Origin of the sequence: Paenibacillus sp. G2S3 (genome assembly GCF_030123105.1) — a bacterium.
In the GTDB taxonomy this organism is placed as follows: Bacteria; Bacillota; Bacilli; order Paenibacillales; family Paenibacillaceae; genus Paenibacillus_AQ.
The window spans coordinates 1,747,027-1,769,197 of the sequence record NZ_CP126095.1 but is presented as its reverse complement, the minus strand read 5'-3'; the positions used below and the strand labels follow the sequence as shown (position 1 = coordinate 1,769,197).

The 22,171-nt window shown below is 43.5% G+C and carries 20 protein-coding genes; 4 read left to right on the top strand and 16 right to left on the bottom strand.

The features are described 5' to 3' along the window. Positions 1 to 60: 60 nt before the first annotated feature. From QNH28_RS07765 to QNH28_RS07750, 4 genes are all read right to left on the bottom strand, one after another. Positions 61 to 894: a carbohydrate ABC transporter permease gene (locus QNH28_RS07765; protein WP_283910866.1), complete on the bottom strand. Its 834-nt coding sequence runs from the start codon at positions 892 to 894 to the stop codon at positions 61 to 63. A gap of 3 nt (positions 895 to 897) precedes the next feature. Beyond that, on the bottom strand, positions 898 to 1,779 hold the full coding sequence (locus tag QNH28_RS07760) for a carbohydrate ABC transporter permease (protein WP_283910865.1): 882 nt from the start codon (positions 1,777 to 1,779) through the stop codon (positions 898 to 900). A 129-nt stretch (positions 1,780 to 1,908) separates the two neighbouring features. Next, on the bottom strand, positions 1,909 to 3,279 hold the full coding sequence (locus QNH28_RS07755) for an ABC transporter substrate-binding protein (RefSeq protein ID WP_283910864.1): 1,371 nt from the start codon (positions 3,277 to 3,279) through the stop codon (positions 1,909 to 1,911). A gap of 319 nt (positions 3,280 to 3,598) precedes the next feature. Beyond that, entirely contained in the window at positions 3,599 to 4,378 is a 780-nt protein-coding gene (locus tag QNH28_RS07750) for a response regulator transcription factor (protein WP_283910863.1), read from the bottom strand. Between the two features lie 296 nt (positions 4,379 to 4,674). Here QNH28_RS07750 and QNH28_RS07745 point away from each other — a divergent pair, with 296 nt between their 5' ends. The 4 genes from QNH28_RS07745 (at position 4,675) to QNH28_RS07730 (ending at position 9,418) form a co-directional block, all read left to right on the top strand. After that, positions 4,675 to 5,625, top strand: coding sequence for a glycoside hydrolase family 113 (locus tag QNH28_RS07745; protein ID WP_283910862.1), 951 nt, complete (start codon positions 4,675 to 4,677; stop codon positions 5,623 to 5,625). A 22-nt stretch (positions 5,626 to 5,647) separates the two neighbouring features. Beyond that, positions 5,648 to 6,862, top strand: a complete 1,215-nt coding sequence (locus tag QNH28_RS07740) for an AGE family epimerase/isomerase (protein WP_283910861.1) — start codon at positions 5,648 to 5,650, stop codon at positions 6,860 to 6,862. Then, positions 6,862 to 8,034 (top strand): glycoside hydrolase family 130 protein, encoded by a 1,173-nt coding sequence (locus tag QNH28_RS07735; protein ID WP_283910860.1) that lies wholly within the window; start codon positions 6,862 to 6,864, stop codon positions 8,032 to 8,034. The genes QNH28_RS07740 and QNH28_RS07735 overlap by 1 nt, the downstream gene beginning before the upstream one ends. A 481-nt stretch (positions 8,035 to 8,515) precedes the next feature. Continuing rightward, positions 8,516 to 9,418, top strand: a complete 903-nt coding sequence (locus QNH28_RS07730; RefSeq protein WP_283910859.1) for a manganese catalase family protein — start codon at positions 8,516 to 8,518, stop codon at positions 9,416 to 9,418. A gap of 53 nt (positions 9,419 to 9,471) precedes the next feature. Here QNH28_RS07730 and QNH28_RS07725 read toward each other — a convergent pair whose 3' ends face one another. The 12 genes from QNH28_RS07725 to QNH28_RS07670 all read right to left on the bottom strand — a co-directional run bounded on the left by QNH28_RS07725 (position 9,472) and on the right by QNH28_RS07670 (position 22,035). After that, positions 9,472 to 10,041 carry a GNAT family N-acetyltransferase gene (locus QNH28_RS07725; protein WP_283910858.1) on the bottom strand — a complete coding sequence of 190 codons (570 nt, stop codon included), beginning with the start codon at positions 10,039 to 10,041 and terminating at the stop codon, positions 9,472 to 9,474. Between the two features lie 60 nt (positions 10,042 to 10,101). Continuing rightward, on the bottom strand, positions 10,102 to 11,166 hold the full coding sequence (locus QNH28_RS07720; protein WP_283910857.1) for a LacI family DNA-binding transcriptional regulator: 1,065 nt from the start codon (positions 11,164 to 11,166) through the stop codon (positions 10,102 to 10,104). Positions 11,167 to 11,211: 45 nt separating this feature from the next. Further along, positions 11,212 to 12,519, bottom strand: coding sequence for an ABC transporter substrate-binding protein (locus tag QNH28_RS07715; protein WP_283910856.1), 1,308 nt, complete (start codon positions 12,517 to 12,519; stop codon positions 11,212 to 11,214). A 22-nt stretch (positions 12,520 to 12,541) separates the two neighbouring features. Further along, the gene (locus QNH28_RS07710) at positions 12,542 to 14,422 is read right to left on the bottom strand and encodes a cache domain-containing sensor histidine kinase (protein ID WP_283910855.1); all 1,881 of its coding nucleotides are present in this window, start codon (positions 14,420 to 14,422) and stop codon (positions 12,542 to 12,544) included. Positions 14,423 to 14,585: 163 nt separating this feature from the next. Further along, positions 14,586 to 16,763, bottom strand: a complete 2,178-nt coding sequence (locus QNH28_RS07705) for a methyl-accepting chemotaxis protein (RefSeq protein ID WP_283910854.1) — start codon at positions 16,761 to 16,763, stop codon at positions 14,586 to 14,588. A 318-nt stretch (positions 16,764 to 17,081) separates the two neighbouring features. Then, on the bottom strand, positions 17,082 to 18,413 hold the full coding sequence (locus QNH28_RS07700; RefSeq protein ID WP_283910853.1) for a peptidase U32 family protein: 1,332 nt from the start codon (positions 18,411 to 18,413) through the stop codon (positions 17,082 to 17,084). A gap of 96 nt (positions 18,414 to 18,509) precedes the next feature. Next, entirely contained in the window at positions 18,510 to 19,442 is a 933-nt protein-coding gene (locus QNH28_RS07695; RefSeq protein ID WP_283910852.1) for a peptidase U32 family protein, read from the bottom strand. Between the two features lie 56 nt (positions 19,443 to 19,498). Continuing rightward, the gene (mltG, locus tag QNH28_RS07690) at positions 19,499 to 20,545 is read right to left on the bottom strand and encodes an endolytic transglycosylase MltG (RefSeq protein ID WP_283910851.1); all 1,047 of its coding nucleotides are present in this window, start codon (positions 20,543 to 20,545) and stop codon (positions 19,499 to 19,501) included. Positions 20,546 to 20,720: 175 nt separating this feature from the next. Then, positions 20,721 to 21,029: a DUF1292 domain-containing protein gene (locus tag QNH28_RS07685; RefSeq protein WP_283910850.1), complete on the bottom strand. Its 309-nt coding sequence runs from the start codon at positions 21,027 to 21,029 to the stop codon at positions 20,721 to 20,723. Further along, on the bottom strand, positions 21,022 to 21,330 hold the full coding sequence (locus QNH28_RS07680; protein WP_038569507.1) for a DUF1292 domain-containing protein: 309 nt from the start codon (positions 21,328 to 21,330) through the stop codon (positions 21,022 to 21,024). Before QNH28_RS07680 ends, QNH28_RS07685 begins: the two co-directional genes overlap by 8 nt. A 13-nt stretch (positions 21,331 to 21,343) precedes the next feature. Continuing rightward, positions 21,344 to 21,763: a Holliday junction resolvase RuvX gene (gene ruvX, locus QNH28_RS07675; RefSeq protein ID WP_042125475.1), complete on the bottom strand. Its 420-nt coding sequence runs from the start codon at positions 21,761 to 21,763 to the stop codon at positions 21,344 to 21,346. Continuing rightward, on the bottom strand, positions 21,760 to 22,035 hold the full coding sequence (locus QNH28_RS07670) for an IreB family regulatory phosphoprotein (RefSeq protein WP_042125473.1): 276 nt from the start codon (positions 22,033 to 22,035) through the stop codon (positions 21,760 to 21,762). The genes ruvX and QNH28_RS07670 overlap by 4 nt, the downstream gene beginning before the upstream one ends. Between the last annotated feature and the right edge of the window lie 136 nt (positions 22,036 to 22,171).

The following is a 22,171-nucleotide window of genomic DNA, read 5'->3' as shown; positions in this document are numbered from 1 at the left end:
TGTATGCAACTTTTCAGTATGCTATTTTATCTAGTGCTGCTATGAAATCTACTACTAAGCTTACTTCACGGAACCTTGCGAAAATCCATTGTAGATATACTTTTGCAACGCGGTAAACACTACCAATGTCGGAATAATTGCGATCATAATCGCCGCACATATTACTTCCCACTGTGATCCGTATGGACCTTTAAACTTAAAGAGTGCCGTGGAGATCGTTTGCAGATCTGTCTTCGGCATATAAAGGAAAGGAGTGTAAAAATCGTTATAAATATTTACGCCCTTCACAATTATTACTGTTACAATCGCCGGCTTCAGCAGTGGTAAAATAATTCTCCAAAAAATCGTCCAATACGAAGCCCCGTCCAGCATCGCGGATTCATCCAGTGACTCGGAGATCGAATCCAAGAACTGCATAAAAATATAAACAGCGATAATATCCGTACCGAGGTACATCACGATTGGCGCCCATCTGGTATTAAATAAGCCCAAGTGATTGATGATTTGGAAAGTTGCCACTTGCGTAGTAACACCCGGAATGAGAGTAGCAATCAGAAACATACTGATTAGGACTTTACTGCCTTTAAATTTGAAACGGGATAAAATATAAGCCATCATCGAACCCGTCAGCGTTGCACCCAGGATAGAGATCACAACGATAATGACAGTGTTTTTAAATCCTAGAAGCATTTTTCCATCAACAAAAGCCTTCGTGTAGTTGGAGAAATTCAGCCAATTCTCTGGCAGCGTTAACGGTCCGGTTGATGCGTATTCTGGCCCTGTCTTTAATGAAGCGAAAAATACGACCACGATAGGTATCAAAGCTGCGAGGGCTCCCAAAATCAAGGTGAGATATTTGAATATACTAGCAGTGGTATATTTTACAGAGTGCATAGTTTATTTCTCCTCCTTGATCAGAACGCGCTGCAATATAGTAACTAATATAACGATACCCAGCAAAACTACGGCCATCGCTGACGCTAATCCAACTTTGCTATATTTGAACGCTACATCGACCGTCTGAATAACAAAGGTACTACTTCCGTTAGATCCGCCTGTCATGACGTATGGAATTTCAAATACACCAATAGCGCCACTGACCGCAAGGATCAAGTTCAACTGCAGAATACGTTTAATACTTGGCAAAATAATATGCATAAACTGATGCCATCTGTTAGCTCCATCAATCTCAGCGGCTTCATAAATATCCGACCCGATAGAGGAAATAGCCCCAAGGAAGATCAGGAAGTTCATCCCCATGTATCTCCACAGTGACGCACCTGCAAGCGAGAAGTTAATCAAATTCGGATTGAGCAGCCACTTCTGCTGTAAACCACTAAGTCCGAGCAGATTAAGAATCGTATCAAGCGTTCCATCAGGTTTGAAAAAGAATAAAAAGATAAAGCCGATTGCTACACCGTTTAGTAAGGTTGGGAAGAACAAAATCCCTTTGAATAAATTTTTCATACGAACACTAAAGCTCAGAATGGTTGCAAAATACAAAGCAAGTGCCATCTGAATAAAGGTAGTGAAGAAATAATACAAGCTGACCTTAAATACGGAAAAATACTCAGGTTTCGTAAAAATGGTCTTGTAGTTCTCCAATCCAACGTACTCCATATTTTTACTTAGGCCATTCCAGCTGGTAAAGCTGTATCGAAACATACTGATTACTGGATAATAAGCAAACGTGAGTAGTAATACGATCGGCACTAATGAGAACAAGCATATGATGGCAATCCGTTGATTTTTGTAGCTCAAATTTGAAAACTTGAACACCCGATACACCTCCAGAAAAAGCATCCTCATTTATTTATGACTCGTTTAAACGTGAAGGGGGAAATGCCAGTTAGCATATCCCCTCCCACATTCACCACCGCCTATAGCATTTAAGAAAGCTTATAGTTGTTACTGTGCTGTGACTTTAGCGCGAGCGGCTTTCCACTTGTCGTTCAGGTCCTTCATGATGTCATCATAGGATTCTTTTCTGTTGCCAATTGCTGCTTCAATAATCCGTTTCTTAAAGTCTGGCTGCCAAGCACCGATTTCAGCTTGTTTGTCGATTTCATCAGACCAGCCTTCTTCGCCGGCTTTAGCAGCTGCAAGTGTATCAAAGGTTACTTCAGTGCCTTCATATTGTTTCAGAATTTCTGGAAGCTCAGCACCGATAGCTGGGCTCATACCGCCACCTTCAGTCGTTGGGTAGCCAGATTCGTTGATGAACCAATCTACCCAAGCTCTAGCAGCCTCTTTGTTTTTACTATGAACGCTGACACCCAGATTGTAGTCACCCGCAAGCGGTACAAGGATTTTATCTGCATTCGTAGGGAATGGCATAAAGCCAACATCGTCAGGATTCGTAGCTAGACCTTTGATTTGTCCAATTGCCCAAGATCCAAGAACCATGGTACCGATTTTTCCGTTAGCCAGATCAGCTTTGGAAGATTCCCAATCTGTAGTCGTTGGATCTTCTTCAATCAAACCTTTTTGTGCTGCATCGTACAGAATTTTGTACAGCTCATAGTGAGGTTGACCTGGAACATAGTTATCATCACTAGCAACTTGACCAATGTTCACATAATCACGGTCACCAGCTACTGTAGCTAGATCCGCTTCCCATTGTGTCAATGTCCAGCCAGCTGCGTAGTTTGTGTACAGAGGCACTGCTTTTGTTTTGTCTTTAATCGATTGCAGAGCAGTCAAGAATTGTTCAGGGGTTCTTGGAACCTCTGTAATGCCAGCATCTTTGAAGACCTGTTTATTGTAAATCACACCGTTAAAGTTGATGGTCATTGGAATTCCGTAGGCCATTCCGTCCACTGCACGTTCTTCCACACCTGTATATTGTTTTTGCATATCTTCGAGTTTACCCAGTGGCTCAAAGAAATCGGGAATATCTTTAATAGCTATGCTTGTAGGTAACAATAGAACATCGCCATAGTCACTAGTGCTCATGCGAATTTTAATTTGATCTTCGTAAGTAGCAAGCGCTTCAAAGTTTACTTTTACATCAGGATATTTCTCATTGAATTTAGCCGCATACTCTTTGAATACGGTATCAACAATATCCGTTCTTTGTGTAATAACCGTGATATCCCCTTTAATGTCCTTGGCTGCTGCATCATCAGATGGAGCTGCACTCGCCTCTGTTGAGGATCCATTGCTTCCTGTGTTCTTAGTGCCTTCATTGGTAGTGTTGTTGTTTGAGGAACAACCGCTAAACAATCCCGCCACAAGTGTTAGTGCCATTAAGCCCATCATTGTTTTGCCTTTTTTCATGCTTTTACGACCCCTCTCTTCAATTCGATTCTAGTTTAGTTAAATAACAAAAATAATAACTTTTATCACCACTAATAATTCAATAGAGTAATCACCAATACCAAAATCACTGAAATACTCTTGAAAACAGGTGATGATATCGCTTACAAACTCATTATAGATCTATTTTTAACGCAAAACGATGGTTTGAATTGCTTTTTCTGGTCTTGTATTTGTTATATTTGTTTTTGTTATATTTATTTTGTTATATAATTTATCGAAAATAACTACAAAAAAAGAGAGCTAATCGCTCTCCTGAATAATAGCTTCCTATATATGTTTAAAACTCACGTTCGATTTTGGAGAATTTACAGCCGCTTTTATAATCCTTAGGTGTCATACCACACATTTTCTTGAACAATTTATTAAAATAGACCGGATCGCTATAACCTACCTTCTCGGCAATTTCATAATTTTTCAGGTCGGGATGCTCCATCAGCAATTCCTTCGCTTTAGAAATACGAATTCGAATCAGATAGTCTGTGATCGTCTGTCCCGTCTTTATTTTGAACAAACGGCTGAGGTAGCTCGCATTCATACCGACAGTCTCCGCCAAACGCTCAAGCTCGAAGTTCTGATCATACTCTTTCTCCAGTATGCTTTTAGTCTGCTCAACAACATAATGTTCTCCACCCTCTGTCGCTTGAGAGAATAACTCCTCCTGCTCTGTCACGTTCTTTTTCTTAACATCCTCTACTCTCTTAAGAAGTTCATATAACTGAGTTTTATCAATGGGTTTTAGCAAATAATCCATTACCCCATGACGTATTGCTCGGCGGGCATATTCAAATTCACTAAAACCGCTAAGGACAGCAATAGGCATATCCTCCATATGTCCTCTAACCTGTTCAATCAGCGTAAAGCCATCCATTCTAGGCATTTTGATATCTGTAATAAGCAGGTCAATGTCATCTCGGGATAACTTTTCAAAATGCTCCCAGGCTTCCAACCCGTTACCGTAGGATCCAATTACATTTACGTCTAGCTCCATCCTGGATGTGATTTTTTCAAGCCCCCTGCGAATGACTTCCTCGTCGTCCGCAATCATAACATTTATCATTTGAGTATTTCCCTCCAGTTGTATCCGCCAGTTATTATGAATTCGCTATCATCACGAATAGCATTCTTCCTATGTATTACAACAATGTACGATTGCGCTCTTATATAGTCTTGTATTTACTATAACGAAAGTTATTCAAATTTCCCAGCTGCAGCTATAAATTGTCCTTGAAATCATCTTCGAAAAAGTATATAACTAAATTAAGTTGTTATTAAAAACTAACAAATTAATAATAACTTTATAACAAAAATCAAATTCACTAATTTTTCTATTTTCAATGTAAGGTGGGATTCTTGATGCTATTTAACAATGAATACATTGCAGGCGTAACCTGGGGCTTCTCGGGTACACGTGGTTCATGGAAAACGGAAGAAGCGGAACGTTCGATGGAACTCATGTCCTCCGTCACCGGAGCGAACTGGACGGCCATTGCTCTAAGCGCGCTTCAAGCCACTGCTCATTCTACAGAAATACCCTATGGGGATGCTCCAACCGTTAGCGACGAAGAAGTGAAATGGGCCATCAGTAAAGCGAAATCACTGCAGCTAAAGGTATGCTTGAAGCCGATCGTTAATTGCGCTGACGGAACTTGGCGTGCTCACATTAACTTTTTCGATAAGGATGTTCCTTGCGAGCCTAAATGGTCTGAATGGTTCAGCTCTTATACTAAATTTATTCTGCATTATGCTGCCATTGCTGAAGAAACAGGCTGTGAGATGTTCTGTATCGGCTGCGAGCTTGTACAAACGGATAGACGCGAAACCGAATGGCGCACGCTTATTGCCGAGGTTCGAAAGGTTTACTCAGGGATTCTTACTTATAATTGCGATAAGTATCAGGAGGATAACGTGACCTGGTGGGACGCGCTTGATGTGATTTCTTCAAGTGGATATTATCCAGCTAACGATTGGGAAGCTCAGCTCGAGCGGATTGAGCGTGTGGTGAGAGCGCAGAATATGCCTTTCTTTTTCATGGAAGCGGGTTGCCCAAGCCGGAGCGGGAGCGCAGCGATTCCTAATGATTGGACCTTAAAAGGTGAACCAAGCCAAGAGGAACAAAGCAAATTCTATCAGGCAATGTTTCAAGGCTGTGAGCGCAGAGATTGGGTTCAGGGCTTTATGCTCTGGGATTGGCCTGCTCATCTTTATCCAATTCATGAAGCAGAACAGAATGATGATTATTGTATGTATGGTAAAGAAGCCGCTGGGATCATTAACGAATATTTCACCTTGAAAATAAATAAGTAATGTGAGGAGTGACTGCTTAGCAATGATTAATTCACCAGAATCATGGCTGTCTCAGCTTGAGGATGAGCTGCAGGGTAATATTCTCAGTTTTTGGATGAAACAAACAAAGGACGAAATTAATGGCGGTTTTGTTGGTGAAATCGACAATCAACTGAACATTGCGCCTAACGCGGAGAAAAGTCTTGTTCTTAATGCCCGCATTCTTTGGTCCTTTGCGAGCGCTTACCGACTCTACGGCAAGACAGAATATCTGACCATGGCAGAACGCGCCTATGTCTATCTAATGGATCATTTCCTCGATAAAGAATATGGCGGATTGTACTGGATGGTGGATGCTGAGGGCAAACCCTCACAGGAGAAAAAACAAATCTATGGCCAAGCTTTTGCGATCTACGCACTTGCGGAGTTCTACCATGCGACCGGACGGCCTGAGGTGTTAGATGAGGCAATTCAAATATTCCGGCTTGTTGAAAAATATGGCTATGATTCTACTTACAAAGGTTATGTTGAAGCTTTATCTCGGGAATGGCAAATCACGGATAACCTCAGCCTTAGCAGCAAGGACATGAATGAGAAAAAATCAATGAACACCCATCTACACGTGTTGGAAGCGTATACCGGACTTTATCGAGTATGGAAATCAGAGGAGCTGGCGAGCACGCTGGCTGAGCTAATCGAAACGATGCTGGACCATATCATTGATAACGAAGGCAAGCATTTTCATCTTTTCTTAGATGAGGCTTGGAAGGTGAAGTCAGATATCATCTCCTACGGACATGATATCGAAGGTAGTTGGCTGCTAGTGGAAGCCGCAGAAACGCTTGGACATGAAGAACTACTCCATCGTGTGCATACAGTAGCCATCTCCATGGCAGAAGCTGTTCTTGCGGAAGGTATAGATACGGATGGCGGGATATGGAATGAAGCTGATCCAAGCGGGCTGCTGAGCAAAGATAAAGATTGGTGGCCGCAAGCGGAGGCGGTTGTTGGCTTCTACAATGCCTATCAGCTGACCGGTGACAGTAAATTTAATGAGGCTGCCCAAGCCTCCTGGACTTTTATTGATAAATATATGGTGGATCACAAATTAGGTGAATGGTACTGGGGTGTGGATAAGAACCATCTGCCCCTGCCTCATGCAACCAAGGTTAGTGCCTGGAAATGCCCTTATCATAACAGCAGAGCCTGCTTCGAAATGATCGCACGACTGAGATCGACTATAAAGGAGACTGTATAATGTCATCGTTATTTCATGAACGCAAACAACAATTAACAGAACGTTATGAAGCGCTGATCACTCGTAACAATGAAAAGCTTCCTTATGGAAACGGTATTTATGACCGTTATGCTTATCCACTGCTAACCGCTGAACACGCTCCTCTAATCTGGCGTTACGACTTCAACCCTGAAACTAATCCTTACTTTGCGGAAAGAATCGGCGTCAACGGCGTTTTCAACCCTGGTGCCATAGAACTTAACGGTAAGTTCTATCTTGTTGCCCGTGTTGAAGGCAATGACCGCAAATCTTTTTTTGCTGTCGCGGAAAGTGACAATGGTGTGGATGGCTTCCGTTTCTGGGATCATCCAGTTGTGCTGCCCGAGACAGAAGTTCCTGATATCAATGTCTACGATATGCGTCTCGTAAGCCATGAAGATGGCTGGATCTATGGCCTCTTTTGCACAGAACGCAAAGATCCAGACGCTCCACACGGTGACCTTTCCAGTGCAGTAGCACAATGTGGTATTGTTCGCACAAAGGATCTGAAAACCTGGGAACGTCTGGCCGATCTTAAGACAGGTTCTGCTCAGCAGCGTAATGTCGTGCTCCACCCTGAATTTGTGGATGGAAAATACGCCTTCTACACTCGCCCACAGGATGGCTTTATTGATGCAGGCTCTGGTGGCGGTATTGGCTGGGGACTCTCGGATACAATTGAGGATGCCGTGATTACGAGTGAGACTATCATAGATGAGCGTCATTACCACACCATCAAGGAAGTTAAGAATGGCCAAGGTCCAGCTCCAATCAAAACTGCAAAGGGCTGGTTGCATATTGCTCATGGTGTACGCAACACAGCTGCTGGACTCAGATACGTGCTTTACACTTTTTTATCTGATCTGGAGGAGCCAAACAAAGTTACGCATTCACCAGGCGGTCATTTCATCGCACCAGACGGTGAAGAACGTGTCGGCGATGTCTCCAACGTCGTGTTCTGTAATGGTGTGATTGCACGTGATAACGGTGAAATCTTTATTTACTACGCTTCTTCCGATACTCGCATCCATGTAGCTACAACTACCGTTGACCAAATGTTAGATTATGTACTGAACACACCAGAAGATCCCCTTCGATCTTATGCATGTGTACAGCAACGTATCGCCCTCATTGATCGTAATTTAGTGTTGTAAATTGAAAACCTTAAAAATCAACAGAGCAGCGATTCTCCTTAATAGAGGGTCGCTGCTCTGCGTTTTTTGATCATTCTGTGTCCGCTTCAACCATTCATCCATTATCTAACGTGTCTTTCGGACTCAGATGAAGTTATTCATATGTTTTTAGCCTTTAAAGTAAGATTTCGGACTCCAGTGACGCTATTTACCGAAAAGAGGCTCATTTAGAGCGTTTTCCAGGTCGATAGCTGCTCTGGAGTCCGTTAGCATTCCAAAAATCAGATAATGCTGCGTTTAAGGTCAGCTGTGTCCCATAGCACATTACTATGCCTATCTGACAGTTTTTACTGATTTCTTTTTCGGCTTGTAAGTGACATTAAGGGATACTCTCTAATTGTTGATAAATATCCATACTTTTTAACCCATTAATGATTAATTCCTATAGATTAAGCTCAAAATAGCTCAGTAATCCCCTAACTCCAAGGAGGCTGAGACATAAATGTTCAAACGTATGGATGAGATCATGATCGAGATCCCTGAAGTTGAGAAGCCAGATCCCAATGCTGCTGCCGCTGTACAAGAACTGCTTGGCGGAAAGTTTGGAGAAATGTCGACCCTTAACAATTACCTCTATCAATCCTTTAATTTCCGTTCAAAAGACAAACTGAAACCCTTTTATGATTTGGTGATGAGTATAACGGCGGAAGAGCTAGGCCACGTGGAGCTAGTCTCGCATGCCATCAATAAATGCCTTCGAGGGTCAACAAGTTATAAAAAGCCAGATTCCACCCCTCTAGGGTCTGTAAAAGATGCGCGTTTATCCTATCACTTTCTGGCGGGGGCTCAAGGGGCAATGCCTTTTGATTCAACGGGAAATCCATGGACCGGAGCAAATGTATTTAATAGCGGCAACCTAGTGGAAGATCTGCTACATAACTTCTTCCTCGAATGTGGAGCCAGAACACATAAAATGAAAGTCTACGAAATGACAGACCATCCAGCTGCACGCGCTGTAGTCGGATTTCTTTTAGTGCGCGGTGGTGTCCATGTGGTCGCTTATGCCAAAGCCATCGAAATCGCGACAGGTGTTAATGTAACGAAGCTCGTGCCGGTTCCTTCGTTAAATAACAAATCATTTAGTGAAGCGAAGAAATATGAGGAGAAAGGTGTGCATACAAAGCTGTACACCTGGAGTGACAGTGACTTCGGCGCCATCGATCAGATTTGGAAGGGAACCCATCCAGAGGATAATCTCCCGCTGGAAGTCATTCAAGGATCACCTAAAGGCTTCCCGATCCCCGTAGCTCCTGCAGTCGAAGAGGAGTTCGCTCCAGGCATCTCCCCCGAAGACTTCAAAGAAATTGCCAAACGCCTCAAAATGGCTGGAAATATTACAGAATAATATTCAAAGTGAATCTGGTGAGGAATTTACGTAGAGTCTTCCTCACCATAGGTTCATTTTTTAAAATTGTACAAAGCCCGGTATTCATCCTCCAGCATAGACATCAAAATCATATTATGAAATTCTCCATCTACATAAAGAGCATCCCGCTCCACCCCATCGCGCTTGAAACCGAGCTTCTCATAGACATGAATGGCTCTTGGATTAAACGTATATACACCAAGATGGATACGATGCAGCTTCAAGGCTTCAAAGCCATATCGCAGCATTTGAGTCATAGCTTCAGTACCATAACCTTTACCTCTATATTCATGACTACGAATCCCAATTCGAATGTTTGCGCTACGGTTGTCTGGATCTATTTCGTTCAGCACCACTTCTCCAATAAGCTCATCCGTTACTTTTACTATTATCATAAGATCCACACGATCCTCGGCTGGAACACTAATCTTACGAATCCAAGCTGCAGTTTGCTCACGAGAGAATTCTCCTTGCGATCCCGTTAGACGCCCCATCTCATCATCAAGTAAAAAGTTGTAATAGGCCTCCAGATCGGACTCTTCTACACTGCGCAGAGTAATATTCTTACCTTCAATCACTGGTATTGCAACAGGTTCTATCATAACTGTATTTCCCCCTATCCAAAATCCCATAGCTTTCAATTATTTTTAACCAGCTAATTTCTAGTCTCTCGGTATATCCACAGAATCACGATGCACGATGTCTGCTGCGATCAGGATCTTCTCAAGTGGCGCCGAGGGGTGCCCAATCCGACTTAGCAGCTTCTCCACTGCCGCCCGGCCCATCGCTTCTTTAGGGACATGCACAGTAGTAAGCGGTGGAACACCTCTTAAAGCATCCTCAATATTATCAAAACCTGTAACCGAGATATCCCCTGGGATATTAAGACCTTCTGCCTTCAGAATATCACAAACAGAGAGTGCTGTTTTGTCATTGGCGCAAACCAAGGCGGTTGGAAGTGTCTTAGCTTTTTTCCGCTTCAGCACCCAATTTTTAAAGTCCTCTTGGAATACATCTTCCTCCACCCCTTCCAAAAAGAGATTCGCATCATCTCCCAAAGGCAGTCTTATCCCACTCTCCTCCAGTGCACTCCGGAAGCCAATCCACCGATCCCGGAAACTCCGTGAAAATCCAATATTCCCGATAAAATGCATTTGTGTATGTCCTGTCCCCATCAAATGATTAGTAAGCCGGGCCATGGAATCCACATTGTTAGCGAATACAGTATCACTCGGAATTAATGGATCTTCATGGTCAATCAGCACCATCGGCAGACCGATGCGATGTACCTCAAGTAGTAATGAAGTGGAGATTTCGCCCACACCTACCAAACCAAGAATCCCGCTTGGGTTCAAGATATTGACGAAATTATCCGCACGGTTCTCAGAGATAATCACCATCCCTAGTCCTTCTTGATCCAGCGCAAGGGCAATACCGTCCACAATCTTTCCCCAATACAAGGAATCCTGAGTCTGTGAGCGGATATTCGGCATTAATACAAGCACAGATTGCTTATTGCGATCACTGCCCCCTACCGGAGGAGTTCGCTTTATACCTTGGACAAAGGCATTCTTTTGCGTAAAATAGCCTAACTGCGAAGCCGCTTGAATCACTCGTTCTCTGGTCGTCTCATTAACGCCAGCTTTACCCGATAGTGACTTGGAGACAACAAATTTAGATACACCGAGATGATCAGCTATTTTTTGCATGGTGACCTTTTTAGCCATATTAAACCCTCCAGAGATTGTAATAAAATTAATGTTGAACTAACGTTAAGGCTGAGAAGTTGCCAGTGTACCTGCCCGTGCTTCCGTCCATTTTTCATTTAATTCGTCAAAAGACTTTTGTAGATCAGGCGCAGCAAGTAACTCCTGAATATAATCTCCGGACCAAAAGGATAGCTTGGCTCTATTCGCCAGATCAATGAACGCATCAGTTTGTACCGTGCCATACACCAGCTTAGGTTCATAAGATAAAAATTCACGATACTGCGGCATAAAAGGGTTCAGACTACCATCAGCAGGAAGGAATCCCCAATTATCTGGATACGAAGTCTCTTTTACAAAAAAATTCAACCAAGCCACAGCAAGCTCTTTATTCTTACTGTATTTGCTAACACCCACGAACCAGTCTGGATTGATCGGTGCATAGTGAGTACTGCTATTATCATAAGGAAATGGGAAGAATCCGATATCATCTGGTGAAGCCCCCACATCAAGCACTTGACCAACCGCCCAATTCCCAAGTAAATACATGCCAGCTTGACCTTTAGCGAGTCTAGTCTTAGAGATCTCCCAATTGTTCGAGAAGAGTTCATTCTCTACATAACCTTTAGCAATTAAGGTTCGAGCAATGGAAATGGATTTCCCCCACTCATTATCGAGCTGCCATGGGCTATCCTCATTTACCATATTATTTAGATACTCAGGGTTGCCTGTCATATAATTGACCAGACTATTTCCCCATTCACGCAGTGGCCAGACGGCTCCATAATTCATATACAGTGGAATAATTCCAGCCTCTTTTAATTTAGCGCAAGCTTCATAGAATTGATCCAGTGTCTGCGGAACAGCGGTAATTCCTGCTTTTTCGAAAGACCTTTTATTATAGACAATCCCTACCGTGGTAGTTCCCGTGGATAGCCCATAACGCTTACCATCATAAGTAGCAAAAGAGGTGAAGCGCTCACTAGCCGACGTTTCTTCATCCAACGGTTCGAAAAAATAATCCAGTTCCTTTGATGGAAGATTCACAGGAAGCAAAAGTACATCTCCAGCGTCCTTGGTGGACAGCCTTACCAGAATATCCGTTGCGTAATTAGATAAACCTTCAAATTCAACATTCGCTTCGGGGTACTTTTCCTTGAATTGGTCTGCGTACCCTTGAAAGGTTCCGTTCTCAATCAGATCTACTCGATTGGTCATCATGACTATGGTGCCGGATAAGTCAGACTTCACCTCGCTTCCAACTGGAGGCACTGAAGATTCTGTTTGCTTGGTGTTGTTCTCACAGCCACTAATCGATAACAAAAAGAGCAGCAGCAGTATGGTACGCGTAGTCCAGTGTAATCTCATCCCCATCAACGGACAGCCCCTTCTTATTTCAGTCAGGTAATCTAATCAATTCCGGTTCCAGCAATGGTAGCGACAAAATAACATCCGTCCCTTGTCCAAGCTGACTATATACCTCAATTCCATATGCTGCTCCATAATGAAGGCGCACTCGCTGCTGTATATTTTTCATTCCTATGCCCCCATTGATATTTTTCTTAGGAGGACTTTCTTTCTGCAGCCCCTCATTCAATCTCTCCAAAGTGATCTCATCCATTCCACAGCCGTCGTCCTTAATGTGGAACAAGAGCATTTGGTCTGTCATCTCGCAACGGATGCTCAGATGCATTTGCGGTTTGTTATCATCCAAGCCATGATAGGCAGCATTCTCTATAATCGGCTGGAAGACCAGCTTGATAATAGAATAATTATCCAACGCCTTCGGCACGTCGATCTCAAGGACGAAACGATTAGGGTAACGACAGTTCAGCAGTTCAACATAATTGCTCACATATCCAAGTTCTTGCTTCATGGTCGTTTTACCGCTTAAATCACTTGTACTATACCGTAGCAGTTTACCCAAAATTGAGATCATATCCGCAGCTTCAATATCATCGTTAAGCTCAGCCGTCATTCGGATCGACTCCAGCGTATTATAGATAAAATGAGGATTAATCTGACTCTGCAAAGCATGAAGCTCCGCTTCCTTCTTCTGTTCTTCGATTCGGTAAATATCCTGAATTAATTGCCTGATCCGAGCCAACATACGATTGAACTGATGCCCGAGCAGACCAATCTCGTCACGTCGTCTAACCCTAAACATCACATCTAAATCGCCGCCCTGAACCTTTTTCATCAGGTGAATCATCTGAGAAAGTGATTTAGTGAGTGCAAAGGAAAGAATAATGGAGATAATTAACGCCAACACAATGATACTTAATGTTGCAGCGAGCGTTGCATTCCGGGTCACCTTCACATCCCGCATCAGTACATCCACAGGAATGGAGATAATGGCCTTCCAATTGGTCTTGTTAGAGCTTGAGTATATATTCAAATATTCTTTTCCATTAACCATGTCATAGAAACTTCCGGATATCCCACCGACCCTTTTGAACAAGTCTGAATTAGAAATATCTGTGGCAAGAAGCTTCTTCTCGCTGTTGTACACGACCATCCCATTTTCATCAACGATTAGAGATTTGCCATGTGTTACTTTATCCAGCTCTGTAACTCGATTCTCCAGATTGCTAATATTCGCTTCTACCGCGATCAGTCCAATCGGATTCAACAAACCATCCACGATTTTGCGAACAACGGTAAAAACATAGCGAGTGCTCTGCAAATTACTCGTAAACGACTGGGTACCAAACAATAGTGCCTCTCCGCTAGAATCCTTTGTCTGCTGACTCCAGTACTTATAACTTTGATCGAGGTCAAGCCGTACTCCACCATCCTTGGTAGAATAATAACCATTCCCATGCGCGTCAAAAATATAAACCGTGTTGGCGCCCCGCTTAATATTGTTAATAAATGAAATATTGCCCTCTATTCCCCGCTGAATGGACAGCAGCAGATCAAAATCTCCAGGCGACAATGCGGCACTACCTTCTTTGCCACCCATGATCTCTTTCTGCTCATAGTAGCGGTTTGAACGAATTAAATTTTGTTTAATATCATCCACATAGGCTGGCATAGATGAAATACGCTTCATATCTTCAATATAATCATCTACCCCATCCATCATTTGATCGATTAGCTTCTCAGAATAAGCAATGGTGTTGCCCTGAATAGATTCTGAATAACTTTTATAAGTAAACACACTAATGAAGGTGAGCGGAAGGGTAATAATAATCAAAAAGACGAGGAGCAGCTTGCGTTCCATGCTCATGTCCCCGATAACGGACCACCAGCCAAAGATACGTTTACCTTTCATATGGTCCTTCTCCTTAATTCTTTTTACCTAACTTGTTATTATTAATTACCTAACAAAATTATTATACGGGGAAGTTCTTCTTTACACAATAACAAAACCGCTTCTTCATAACGAAGGAGCGGTTTGGTTATGCTAACTCTAAAAGGATTATTGAGGAACCCTCTTATTTTATAGTGAATAATGACAGTTTGTCCTTTAACTGTCCTGAAGCACTTTCCAGCTTGCCTGACAGAGAAACAAGTTGATCACTTACACTTTGCTGTTCATTACTGAGCGAAGCCACTTCTTCAGAAGTTGCTGAAGATTGCTCGGCTACAGCACTTACGTTACCCATTGCTTCGGACAATACAACCTGTGAATGGTTCAAACTGCTGATCGCTGTTGTCACCGATTCCAGACTAGTGATGAACTCATCCATCTGTCCTTTTACGGATACAAAGATATCACTCGTGCTCTTCACCGAGCTTATTTGCTCTTTGAAGAGAGGTGCCACTTCAGATAGTACAGCTTCCGTTTCGTTCATTTCCATTATGATCTTGTCGGTTATTCCGGCAACAAGGGCAATAGACTGCTTCGATTGGTCGGCGAGCTGTCGCACTTCACCTGCTACCACCATAAAGCCCTTGCCTGCTTCACCTGCACGCGCGGCTTCTATTGTCGCATTTAATGACAAAATATTCGTCTGCTGGGTGATACTCTTCATTACATCCAGCACCTTAATCACTGAGAATACCGTTTCTTTCAAATGGTTAACACGTTCGACAAGTGCACTTGTCTTCTCCCCAGTACGGCTTGTCTGATCCAATAGATCCGTTAATTGCTTGGCACCTTGAGCACTAGCTTCTCCTACCCCACGTGCTGCCTCATCCATTTCACTATTGGCACTTATCACGGTCTGCATTTGTGTAGCGATCACGTCTGTAAGCTCATTACCACGTTCAGCTTCAAGTGCTAGACTGCCTGCTCCTCCAGCGATTTCTTCCGTGGCAGCTGCGATTTCCTTCGCCGAGATAGCTGTCTTGCGTGAAGCTTCTCCAAGCTCACCAGCGGTCTCCAGAACATCTCGAGCGGTTTCTCTAGTTTGTGATACGAGCTCAGTAATACGCTCCATCATTAAGTTAAAGGAAGCTGATAGCTGGCCAATTTCATCCTTAGACACATATTCAGTACGCACACTTAAATCTCCACTTGCACCTTGAACCATAAGATTCTTCAATCGTGCCAGAGGGCGAGCAATCATACGAACCATCCAAATCCCGATCAATATCGCAAGCAGCGCTGCACCAGCAGCTGTAATAAACGTCGTCAACAGAATGGGACGGGCTTCCTTCACTAGCTCGTCTGTAGGAACTACACCAGAGAGCTTCCAATCTGCCCGTATCATCGGATTAAAGACCGCCAGAATTTCTTTTCCGTTTGGATCATTAGCTTCTAAACTATTGTTATTTTTCTTACTCTCTTTGATAAAAGAAAACTCCGACGGCTTTCCGTCGTCTGTTGGATTAGAAGAAGCCACAACTGTACCTTCAGGAGATACTAGTTGAATGCGGGAGCCATCTCCCAGCTTCACACTTGCAAAAGATTCCTCCAGCAGTGAGTTTTTCAACACAAGCATGATTATGTATCCTTTTTCTGATCCCAAATTTTTGAGGGATCTAACCATAGCAATATCCTTTTCTGCATTCCCTTGAATAGAAGTGGAGAACCAAATATTCTTAGCGCCGCCTTTGTCACCGTCCGAATAATATGAATTATATTCTTTAGTGTCGGCTACAATCTTCTTGTACCATTCTTGTTCACGTATTCCGTCAAGAGTAATGCCAGCACTACCACTTGTAACGATATCCTGCTCAGGAGACTCTGGAATCAAAGAGACACTGATAATATTAGAATCTGTTGTCGTCTGGCTGGACAACTTCTTACTTATTGCACTTGTTGCTTCAAATTTCTCGTAAGCTGTTTGTGCAGTAGACAAAGCCTTCAGGTCCGTTTGCATCTGCGCATCAAAATAAAGCTGTAATGCCAAGTTCTCATACTGTTTTAAGGTAATATCCAGCTTCTCCGCAGTCTGAATAATAGTCTGACGATAGGCTTCGGATACGTTATTCTTTATCGTTGTTTTCGCCTTGGAATAGGATATAAGTCCAAGTGACATGACTACCATTACAGTGGAGCACAGGAATATTAGAAATAACTTCACTCCGACGGATTGGATAGGATTAACTCTCTTGATTTGGCTTCCCCAACCCAACATCATACTCTTAGTATCTAGCTTGGATGTCTTTCCTGTGCCTGCTTCATTGTTCTGTACATTTACGGATTTTTTATTGTTCTTCTTCATCTCTCTAACCTTCTCTCTTTATGCTTTTCACTAATACTATCTTGATCAGGATCCCCATCTTGATCATCTACCCGCTAATATTAGAGGACATATGAAAGCGCTAACTATATTATATATCGGTTTATTAGGTCTTTTTTCTTAGCTTTACTATACTTTTTTTATAACTTTTAACCTATGTATTTTGAGGCAAAAAAAATCCCTTCATTCTACCCTCCTTCTTGGATTTATTTGTTAGTTACTAATATATATAACTTATTGTTAGCTTTGTCAAAAGAAAAACAGGGATGCTCTTATAGCTAAGAACATCCCTGTATCTTATTAAGATTTTCTCTTACGCATCATATCAAAGTATGCAACTGGCTGGTCTACCTTCATACGGACACGTTGCAGTGGATGACGGGCTGCGTCAAGCGGATTACCTGCTTCGTCCCATAATTCAGCTACAGTTTGTTTAAAGAATGTATCATTCGGTCCAAAGAATTCAACTTCCTGACCTGGCTTAAAGTGATTACGTTGCTGAATGAGTGCCATTCCACTCTCAGCATCGTATTCTAGTACAAGTCCGGCAAAATCATAAGGAGCCGCTTTTTCTTCAGGCTCATAGATATGATCTTCATGATCCGGAGTATCATAGAAGAACCCTGTGTTAAGCGGGCGATTCGCCGCCTTGTTCAGCTCATCCAGCCACTCTTGCTTCAACTCGTATCCTTCTGGATCAGCCATGTAAGCATCAATGGCTTTACGATAAGCGTTAACTACAGTAGCTACATAGTGAATCGACTTCATCCGTCCCTCGATCTTGAAGCTATCGATGCCCACTTCAATGAGTTCAGGGATACTTTCCAGCATGCATAGATCCTTAGATCCCATGGAGAATTGATTATCTCCTTGCTGATGCAGTGGAATCTGAGTTACACCCGGAAGCAATGGTGCCGGAGATTGCGCTTCAGCTTGATCTTCTTCAGATACCCAAGTGCCTTCAGGACGCGCATCCTCGAACAAATCATATTTCCAGCGGCAAGACTGACAGCAGCCTCCGCGGTTGGAGTCACGGTCTGTAAAGTGATTGGATAATACGCATCGACCGGAGTACGAGGAGCACATCGCACCATGGATAAAGCTCTCGATTTCAATGTCGACATGCTTCTTAATCTCAGCGATCTCTTCCAGGCTTGTCTCACGTCCGAGTACTACACGTGGCAGACCCTCTTCTTTCCAGAAGGATACCGCTTGCCAGTTCAGTGTAGACTGCTGTGTGCTCAAATGCACCTCTAATCCAGGTACTAAACGGCGCGCTGTATCAACAATGACCGGGTCAGCTACGATAATGGCAGCAATGCCAACTTCATATAAGTTACGCAGATATTCTTCAATCCCTGCGACATCTTCATTGTGAGCATAAATGTTCGTTGCAACAAATACCTTAGCGCCGTATTTCTTGGCGAATTCAACACCTTCACGCATTTCCTCAAAGCTGAAATTGTCTGCTCCTGAACGCAAGCCGTATTTCTGCCCTCCGATATAAACAGCATCCGCACCATAATGTACTGCGAATTTCAATTTCTCCAAATTACCAGCCGGAGCTAGGAGCTCCGGCTGGTCCAGACGGTAACGTTTGCCCTTGTGTTGCGGCTTAGTCATGGTTCCCATTCCTGTTCTCCCCTCCATCGCCCCACAAAGTGATGTCTGCGTATGATTACTGCATCTAGTCTTTGCGAGGAACTAAAAACTCTCATTAAATTAAACTTAATATACTTGCTCTTTATAGAAAAATCCGAAGCTTAGCTCCCGTTCTGGATCCTGCAACGTTCTGATAGCTTCCATCCAATCCTCTTGGAAAGAATAACCTTCTGGATCAGCTACATAGAGATCAATAGCTTTGCGATAAGTCTTAACAACCGCCACATTATACGCTGTTGATTTCAACAAGCCTTCAATCTTAAAACTTTGTACGCCTGCAGCCATGAGGATATGAAGATCCTCCAAAATACAAATATCTTCCGAACTCATAATATGTGTACCGTTCTCGTCTTCATAGATCGGGAACTTTTGGTCATCTCGTTCTGCCTCGATCAAAAATAGACCACGTTCCTTGCCAAGACTGCCGCCCTCACTTGGACGTCCTTGATGTGACATATAGCTTTCTACAAGCTTACGCTTGGAATGATATATATTGGTCATGCCGTGAACCTGAACCTGTGCCTCTACCTCTAAAAGCGGAACCATGTCCGTCATTTCATCCATATTCAGCTCACGAGCAAGAACGACGCGAGTAGCGCCTTTACGCCCCCAATAATTTGCGGTTGCGTAATTGGTAGAGGTCATTTCCGCATTCCAATGCAGATTCATGCCCGGCGCTTCCTTCTTCACTGTGGTTAACACAGCAGGATCACCGAATTCAACACCATCAACACCAAGTTCACCTATAGCCTTAACATACGCAGGAAGCTCATCCAGCAGACGATTGGACATAAGCCCCCCTAGTCCAGCATATACTTTGCAGCCACGCGCATGTGCCATTTCTACAACAGCAGCTGTATCCTCCAGAGAGAAATGTCCGGCAAGACGCATGCCGAAACGGTCATCCCCGATCAGCAATGCATCGGCTCCGGCATCCAGCAAAGCAGCAGCTTCCTCTAAGGATGCTGCTGTCGCCAGCAATTCCGGTTTGTTAGTCATGTTGTACCTCCTACTTGTACAGTTGTTTCAACCGCACCACTCTTCATTTTAATATTTTATTTTGATTCTTGCTTGCTTTTTTCGATATTGGCTAAATGTTCCTTGTAGGTCTTAGCGAACAAGTGGCCCTGTGTGCCATCTTTCTTGGTCACATAGAAGTAGTATTCAGAAGCCTCAGGTTCGAGTGCCGCCTGAATAGAAGCCAGCCCTGGATTACTAATCGGTCCCGGAGGAAGCCCAATATTTCTATACGTATTATAAGGACTGTCAACTTCCAAATCTTTATATAACAGTCTTTCCTTCTGTTTGTCGAGCAAATATTGAACTGTAGCATCAATCTCCAGCTTCTGCTCTTTCTTTAAGCGGTTATAAATAACGCCAGCAACTAGCGGGCGTTCACTATCTACCACGACTTCACGCTCTACTAACGAGGCCACTGTCAACAGCTCATGAAGCGTCATTCCACGTGCTTCAAGCTTTTGCTTCCAATTTGGGATCGTATCCAGCTTCTTCTGGAACTGATCCAATAATGCTTCTACAACTTCCTGCGGCGTACTATCCTTGGCTAGTTCATACGTTTCAGGGAATAAATACCCTTCAAGACGATGTCGAAGGTTCTTATCCTGTGGGATACCTAGAACATCAATTCCCTTCAAGCCCGCACCGGTATCCATTATTTCGAGAAAAATAGCAGCATCCTGATTCCACGCTTCAGCAAGCTTCTTGGAAATCTGCTCAGCAGTATATCCTTCGGGAATTGTAAAAGTTATGGTCTCTTCCTTAACAACATCACCAGCATTTAACCTCTCGATGAGCTCGTCATAGGTGTCTCCTGGACTAGCAACATAAGTACCAGCTTTGAAGCTGGAACCTTCTTTGGTCCATTTCAAATATCCCTTAAAAAAAAGACTGTTGCGAATAATGCCATTTTGTTCGAGCAGATCAGCAATTTCGGCGCTGCCCATGCCTTTCTCTACCGTAAAGGTTACGGCAGGTCCTGCAGGCTCCGGCTGCATCCCATTCCAAATGTACCAAGCGCCCCCGCCCCCTGCTGCTACCAGCAAAAGAATAACGATAAGCAAAGTACGGATTGCGGATTTCAAGTCTGGTTCCTCACTTTCCGACTATAAAGTATAAAAGTGTAATACTTAATTTTCAATACATATTTCATGATCATGTTACTTGTTATATCGTATTGTTCGTATTCCAAGCAAAAAGAGCGCGGAATTCTCCGCCCTCTTCCGTACTCATCATAAATGTAACGTACATGTTTAAGGTTTATTCTGCGTCATCCACTGGAAAAGTCATCTCATCATATAGCTCAGAGATGTCTTCCCACTCTTCATCGTCCACGATGTTCTCTAGTTCCGGAAGTCCGTTAGGAGAGACAACGATACGCAGGATTTCATAATCCACGTCTTTACCAGCGCCTTTCAGCACTGCATAGCCAATACCACCGACTTCAAATTCGGCGATAATATCGTAAATGGAAGACTTGCCCTGCTCATCTTCCAGTTCTACTGTTTCTCCATAGGCTTCCTTAAGCCGCGAAGTCCAAACCGCTTGATCAGCGGATACATCAGTCATTCTCAGATCCTCCGTCCAACTCGTCAACCAGTGTGTTGAAAGTCTCTTCGACAATCGCCCACTCCTCGTCATTATCGATCATGAACAATTGAAGATCATCGCCTTCTTCCACATAACGGAACGCGTAAACCTCATCGGTTTCCTCGTCCTCGGAATCAAGCGGAACCACCATCATGTACTTAGCGTCCGAGCCATCAACCTCAAACTTCATAATGACCTCGAATTCCTCTTCATTACCTTCCTCATCGGGAATATAGATAATTTCCGGTTCTTCCTCTTGGCCAATCTGTTCGTTTGTCATATCCTCGCACCCCTCACCTTTTACTGTTAGCATCCAAAAAATTTTGCAAAATCAGGGCTGCAGCCATTTTGTCCACAATCCCTTTGCGTTTCTTCCGGCTGACGTCCCCTTCAATCAGCACCCGCTCTGCGGATACCGTCGTCAGACGCTCATCCCAAAGGTGTACGGGCATTGCAAATTGCTCCCGCAGCTTGTCAGCAAACTCTATGCAGATTTCGCCCCGGGGTCCTACTGAGCCGTTCATATTCTTCGGTAGACCAACTACAATCTCTCCAATTTCGTGCTCCGTAACAAGTTCACGAATACGTTCGAACTCATTACCAGTACCGCGGCGCTCAATCGTTTCAAGAGCTTGTGCCGTCCATCCAAAAACATCGCTTGTGGCTACACCGATTCTACGGTCGCCGTAATCAAGTCCTAACTTCTTCTTCATCTGGGATTATCCACCTTGTGATTGACGAGGTAGAATCTAACCAGCTCTTCAATCAGCTCATCACGTTCTTTTCTCCGGACCAAACTTCTCGCATTGTTATGACGCGGAATGTAAGCCGGGTCTCCGGAAAGTAGATACCCTACGATCTGATTGATCGGATGATACTCTTTCTCCACCAGTGCATCGTATACAGCGAGCAATATTTCCTGGGGAGAAGCTTCCTTTTCGTCGCCCTTCACATTGAATTTGACCGTTTTGTCCATGGAGTCCATTTGTGACACCTTCCTTCTGCAAAATCGCCTATAAGGGCGGCTTCGCAAAGTTGCTACTGTGCAGCTCACTTGCTTCCTTTATCATAACATATTCATAGCCCAACGAGGAAATCCTGCGCGTGGAATCACGTTTTTT

What these genes read in the sequence shown, in the direction of transcription:
- QNH28_RS07705 (WP_283910854.1), bottom strand. Translation starts at nt 16,763, where the DNA reads ATGAAGAAGAACAATAAAAAATCCGTAAATGTACAGAACAATGAAGCA.
- QNH28_RS07740 (WP_283910861.1), top strand. Translation starts at nt 5,648, where the DNA reads ATGATTAATTCACCAGAATCATGGCTGTCTCAGCTTGAGGATGAGCTG.
- QNH28_RS07695 (WP_283910852.1), bottom strand. Translation starts at nt 19,442, where the DNA reads ATGACTAACAAACCGGAATTGCTGGCGACAGCAGCATCCTTAGAGGAA.
- QNH28_RS07745 (WP_283910862.1), top strand. Translation starts at nt 4,675, where the DNA reads ATGCTATTTAACAATGAATACATTGCAGGCGTAACCTGGGGCTTCTCG.
- ruvX (WP_042125475.1), bottom strand. Translation starts at nt 21,763, where the DNA reads ATGAAGAAGAAGTTAGGACTTGATTACGGCGACCGTAGAATCGGTGTA.
- QNH28_RS07680 (WP_038569507.1), bottom strand. Translation starts at nt 21,330, where the DNA reads ATGACAAACGAACAGATTGGCCAAGAGGAAGAACCGGAAATTATCTAT.
- QNH28_RS07730 (WP_283910859.1), top strand. Translation starts at nt 8,516, where the DNA reads ATGTTCAAACGTATGGATGAGATCATGATCGAGATCCCTGAAGTTGAG.
- QNH28_RS07755 (WP_283910864.1), bottom strand. Translation starts at nt 3,279, where the DNA reads ATGAAAAAAGGCAAAACAATGATGGGCTTAATGGCACTAACACTTGTG.
- QNH28_RS07685 (WP_283910850.1), bottom strand. Translation starts at nt 21,029, where the DNA reads ATGACTGATGTATCCGCTGATCAAGCGGTTTGGACTTCGCGGCTTAAG.
- QNH28_RS07750 (WP_283910863.1), bottom strand. Translation starts at nt 4,378, where the DNA reads ATGATAAATGTTATGATTGCGGACGACGAGGAAGTCATTCGCAGGGGG.
- QNH28_RS07720 (WP_283910857.1), bottom strand. Translation starts at nt 11,166, where the DNA reads ATGGCTAAAAAGGTCACCATGCAAAAAATAGCTGATCATCTCGGTGTA.
- QNH28_RS07670 (WP_042125473.1), bottom strand. Translation starts at nt 22,035, where the DNA reads ATGGACTCCATGGACAAAACGGTCAAATTCAATGTGAAGGGCGACGAA.
- QNH28_RS07735 (WP_283910860.1), top strand. Translation starts at nt 6,862, where the DNA reads ATGTCATCGTTATTTCATGAACGCAAACAACAATTAACAGAACGTTAT.
- QNH28_RS07715 (WP_283910856.1), bottom strand. Translation starts at nt 12,519, where the DNA reads ATGGGGATGAGATTACACTGGACTACGCGTACCATACTGCTGCTGCTC.
- QNH28_RS07765 (WP_283910866.1), bottom strand. Translation starts at nt 894, where the DNA reads ATGCACTCTGTAAAATATACCACTGCTAGTATATTCAAATATCTCACC.
- QNH28_RS07710 (WP_283910855.1), bottom strand. Translation starts at nt 14,422, where the DNA reads ATGAAAGGTAAACGTATCTTTGGCTGGTGGTCCGTTATCGGGGACATG.
- QNH28_RS07700 (WP_283910853.1), bottom strand. Translation starts at nt 18,413, where the DNA reads ATGGGAACCATGACTAAGCCGCAACACAAGGGCAAACGTTACCGTCTG.
- QNH28_RS07725 (WP_283910858.1), bottom strand. Translation starts at nt 10,041, where the DNA reads ATGATAGAACCTGTTGCAATACCAGTGATTGAAGGTAAGAATATTACT.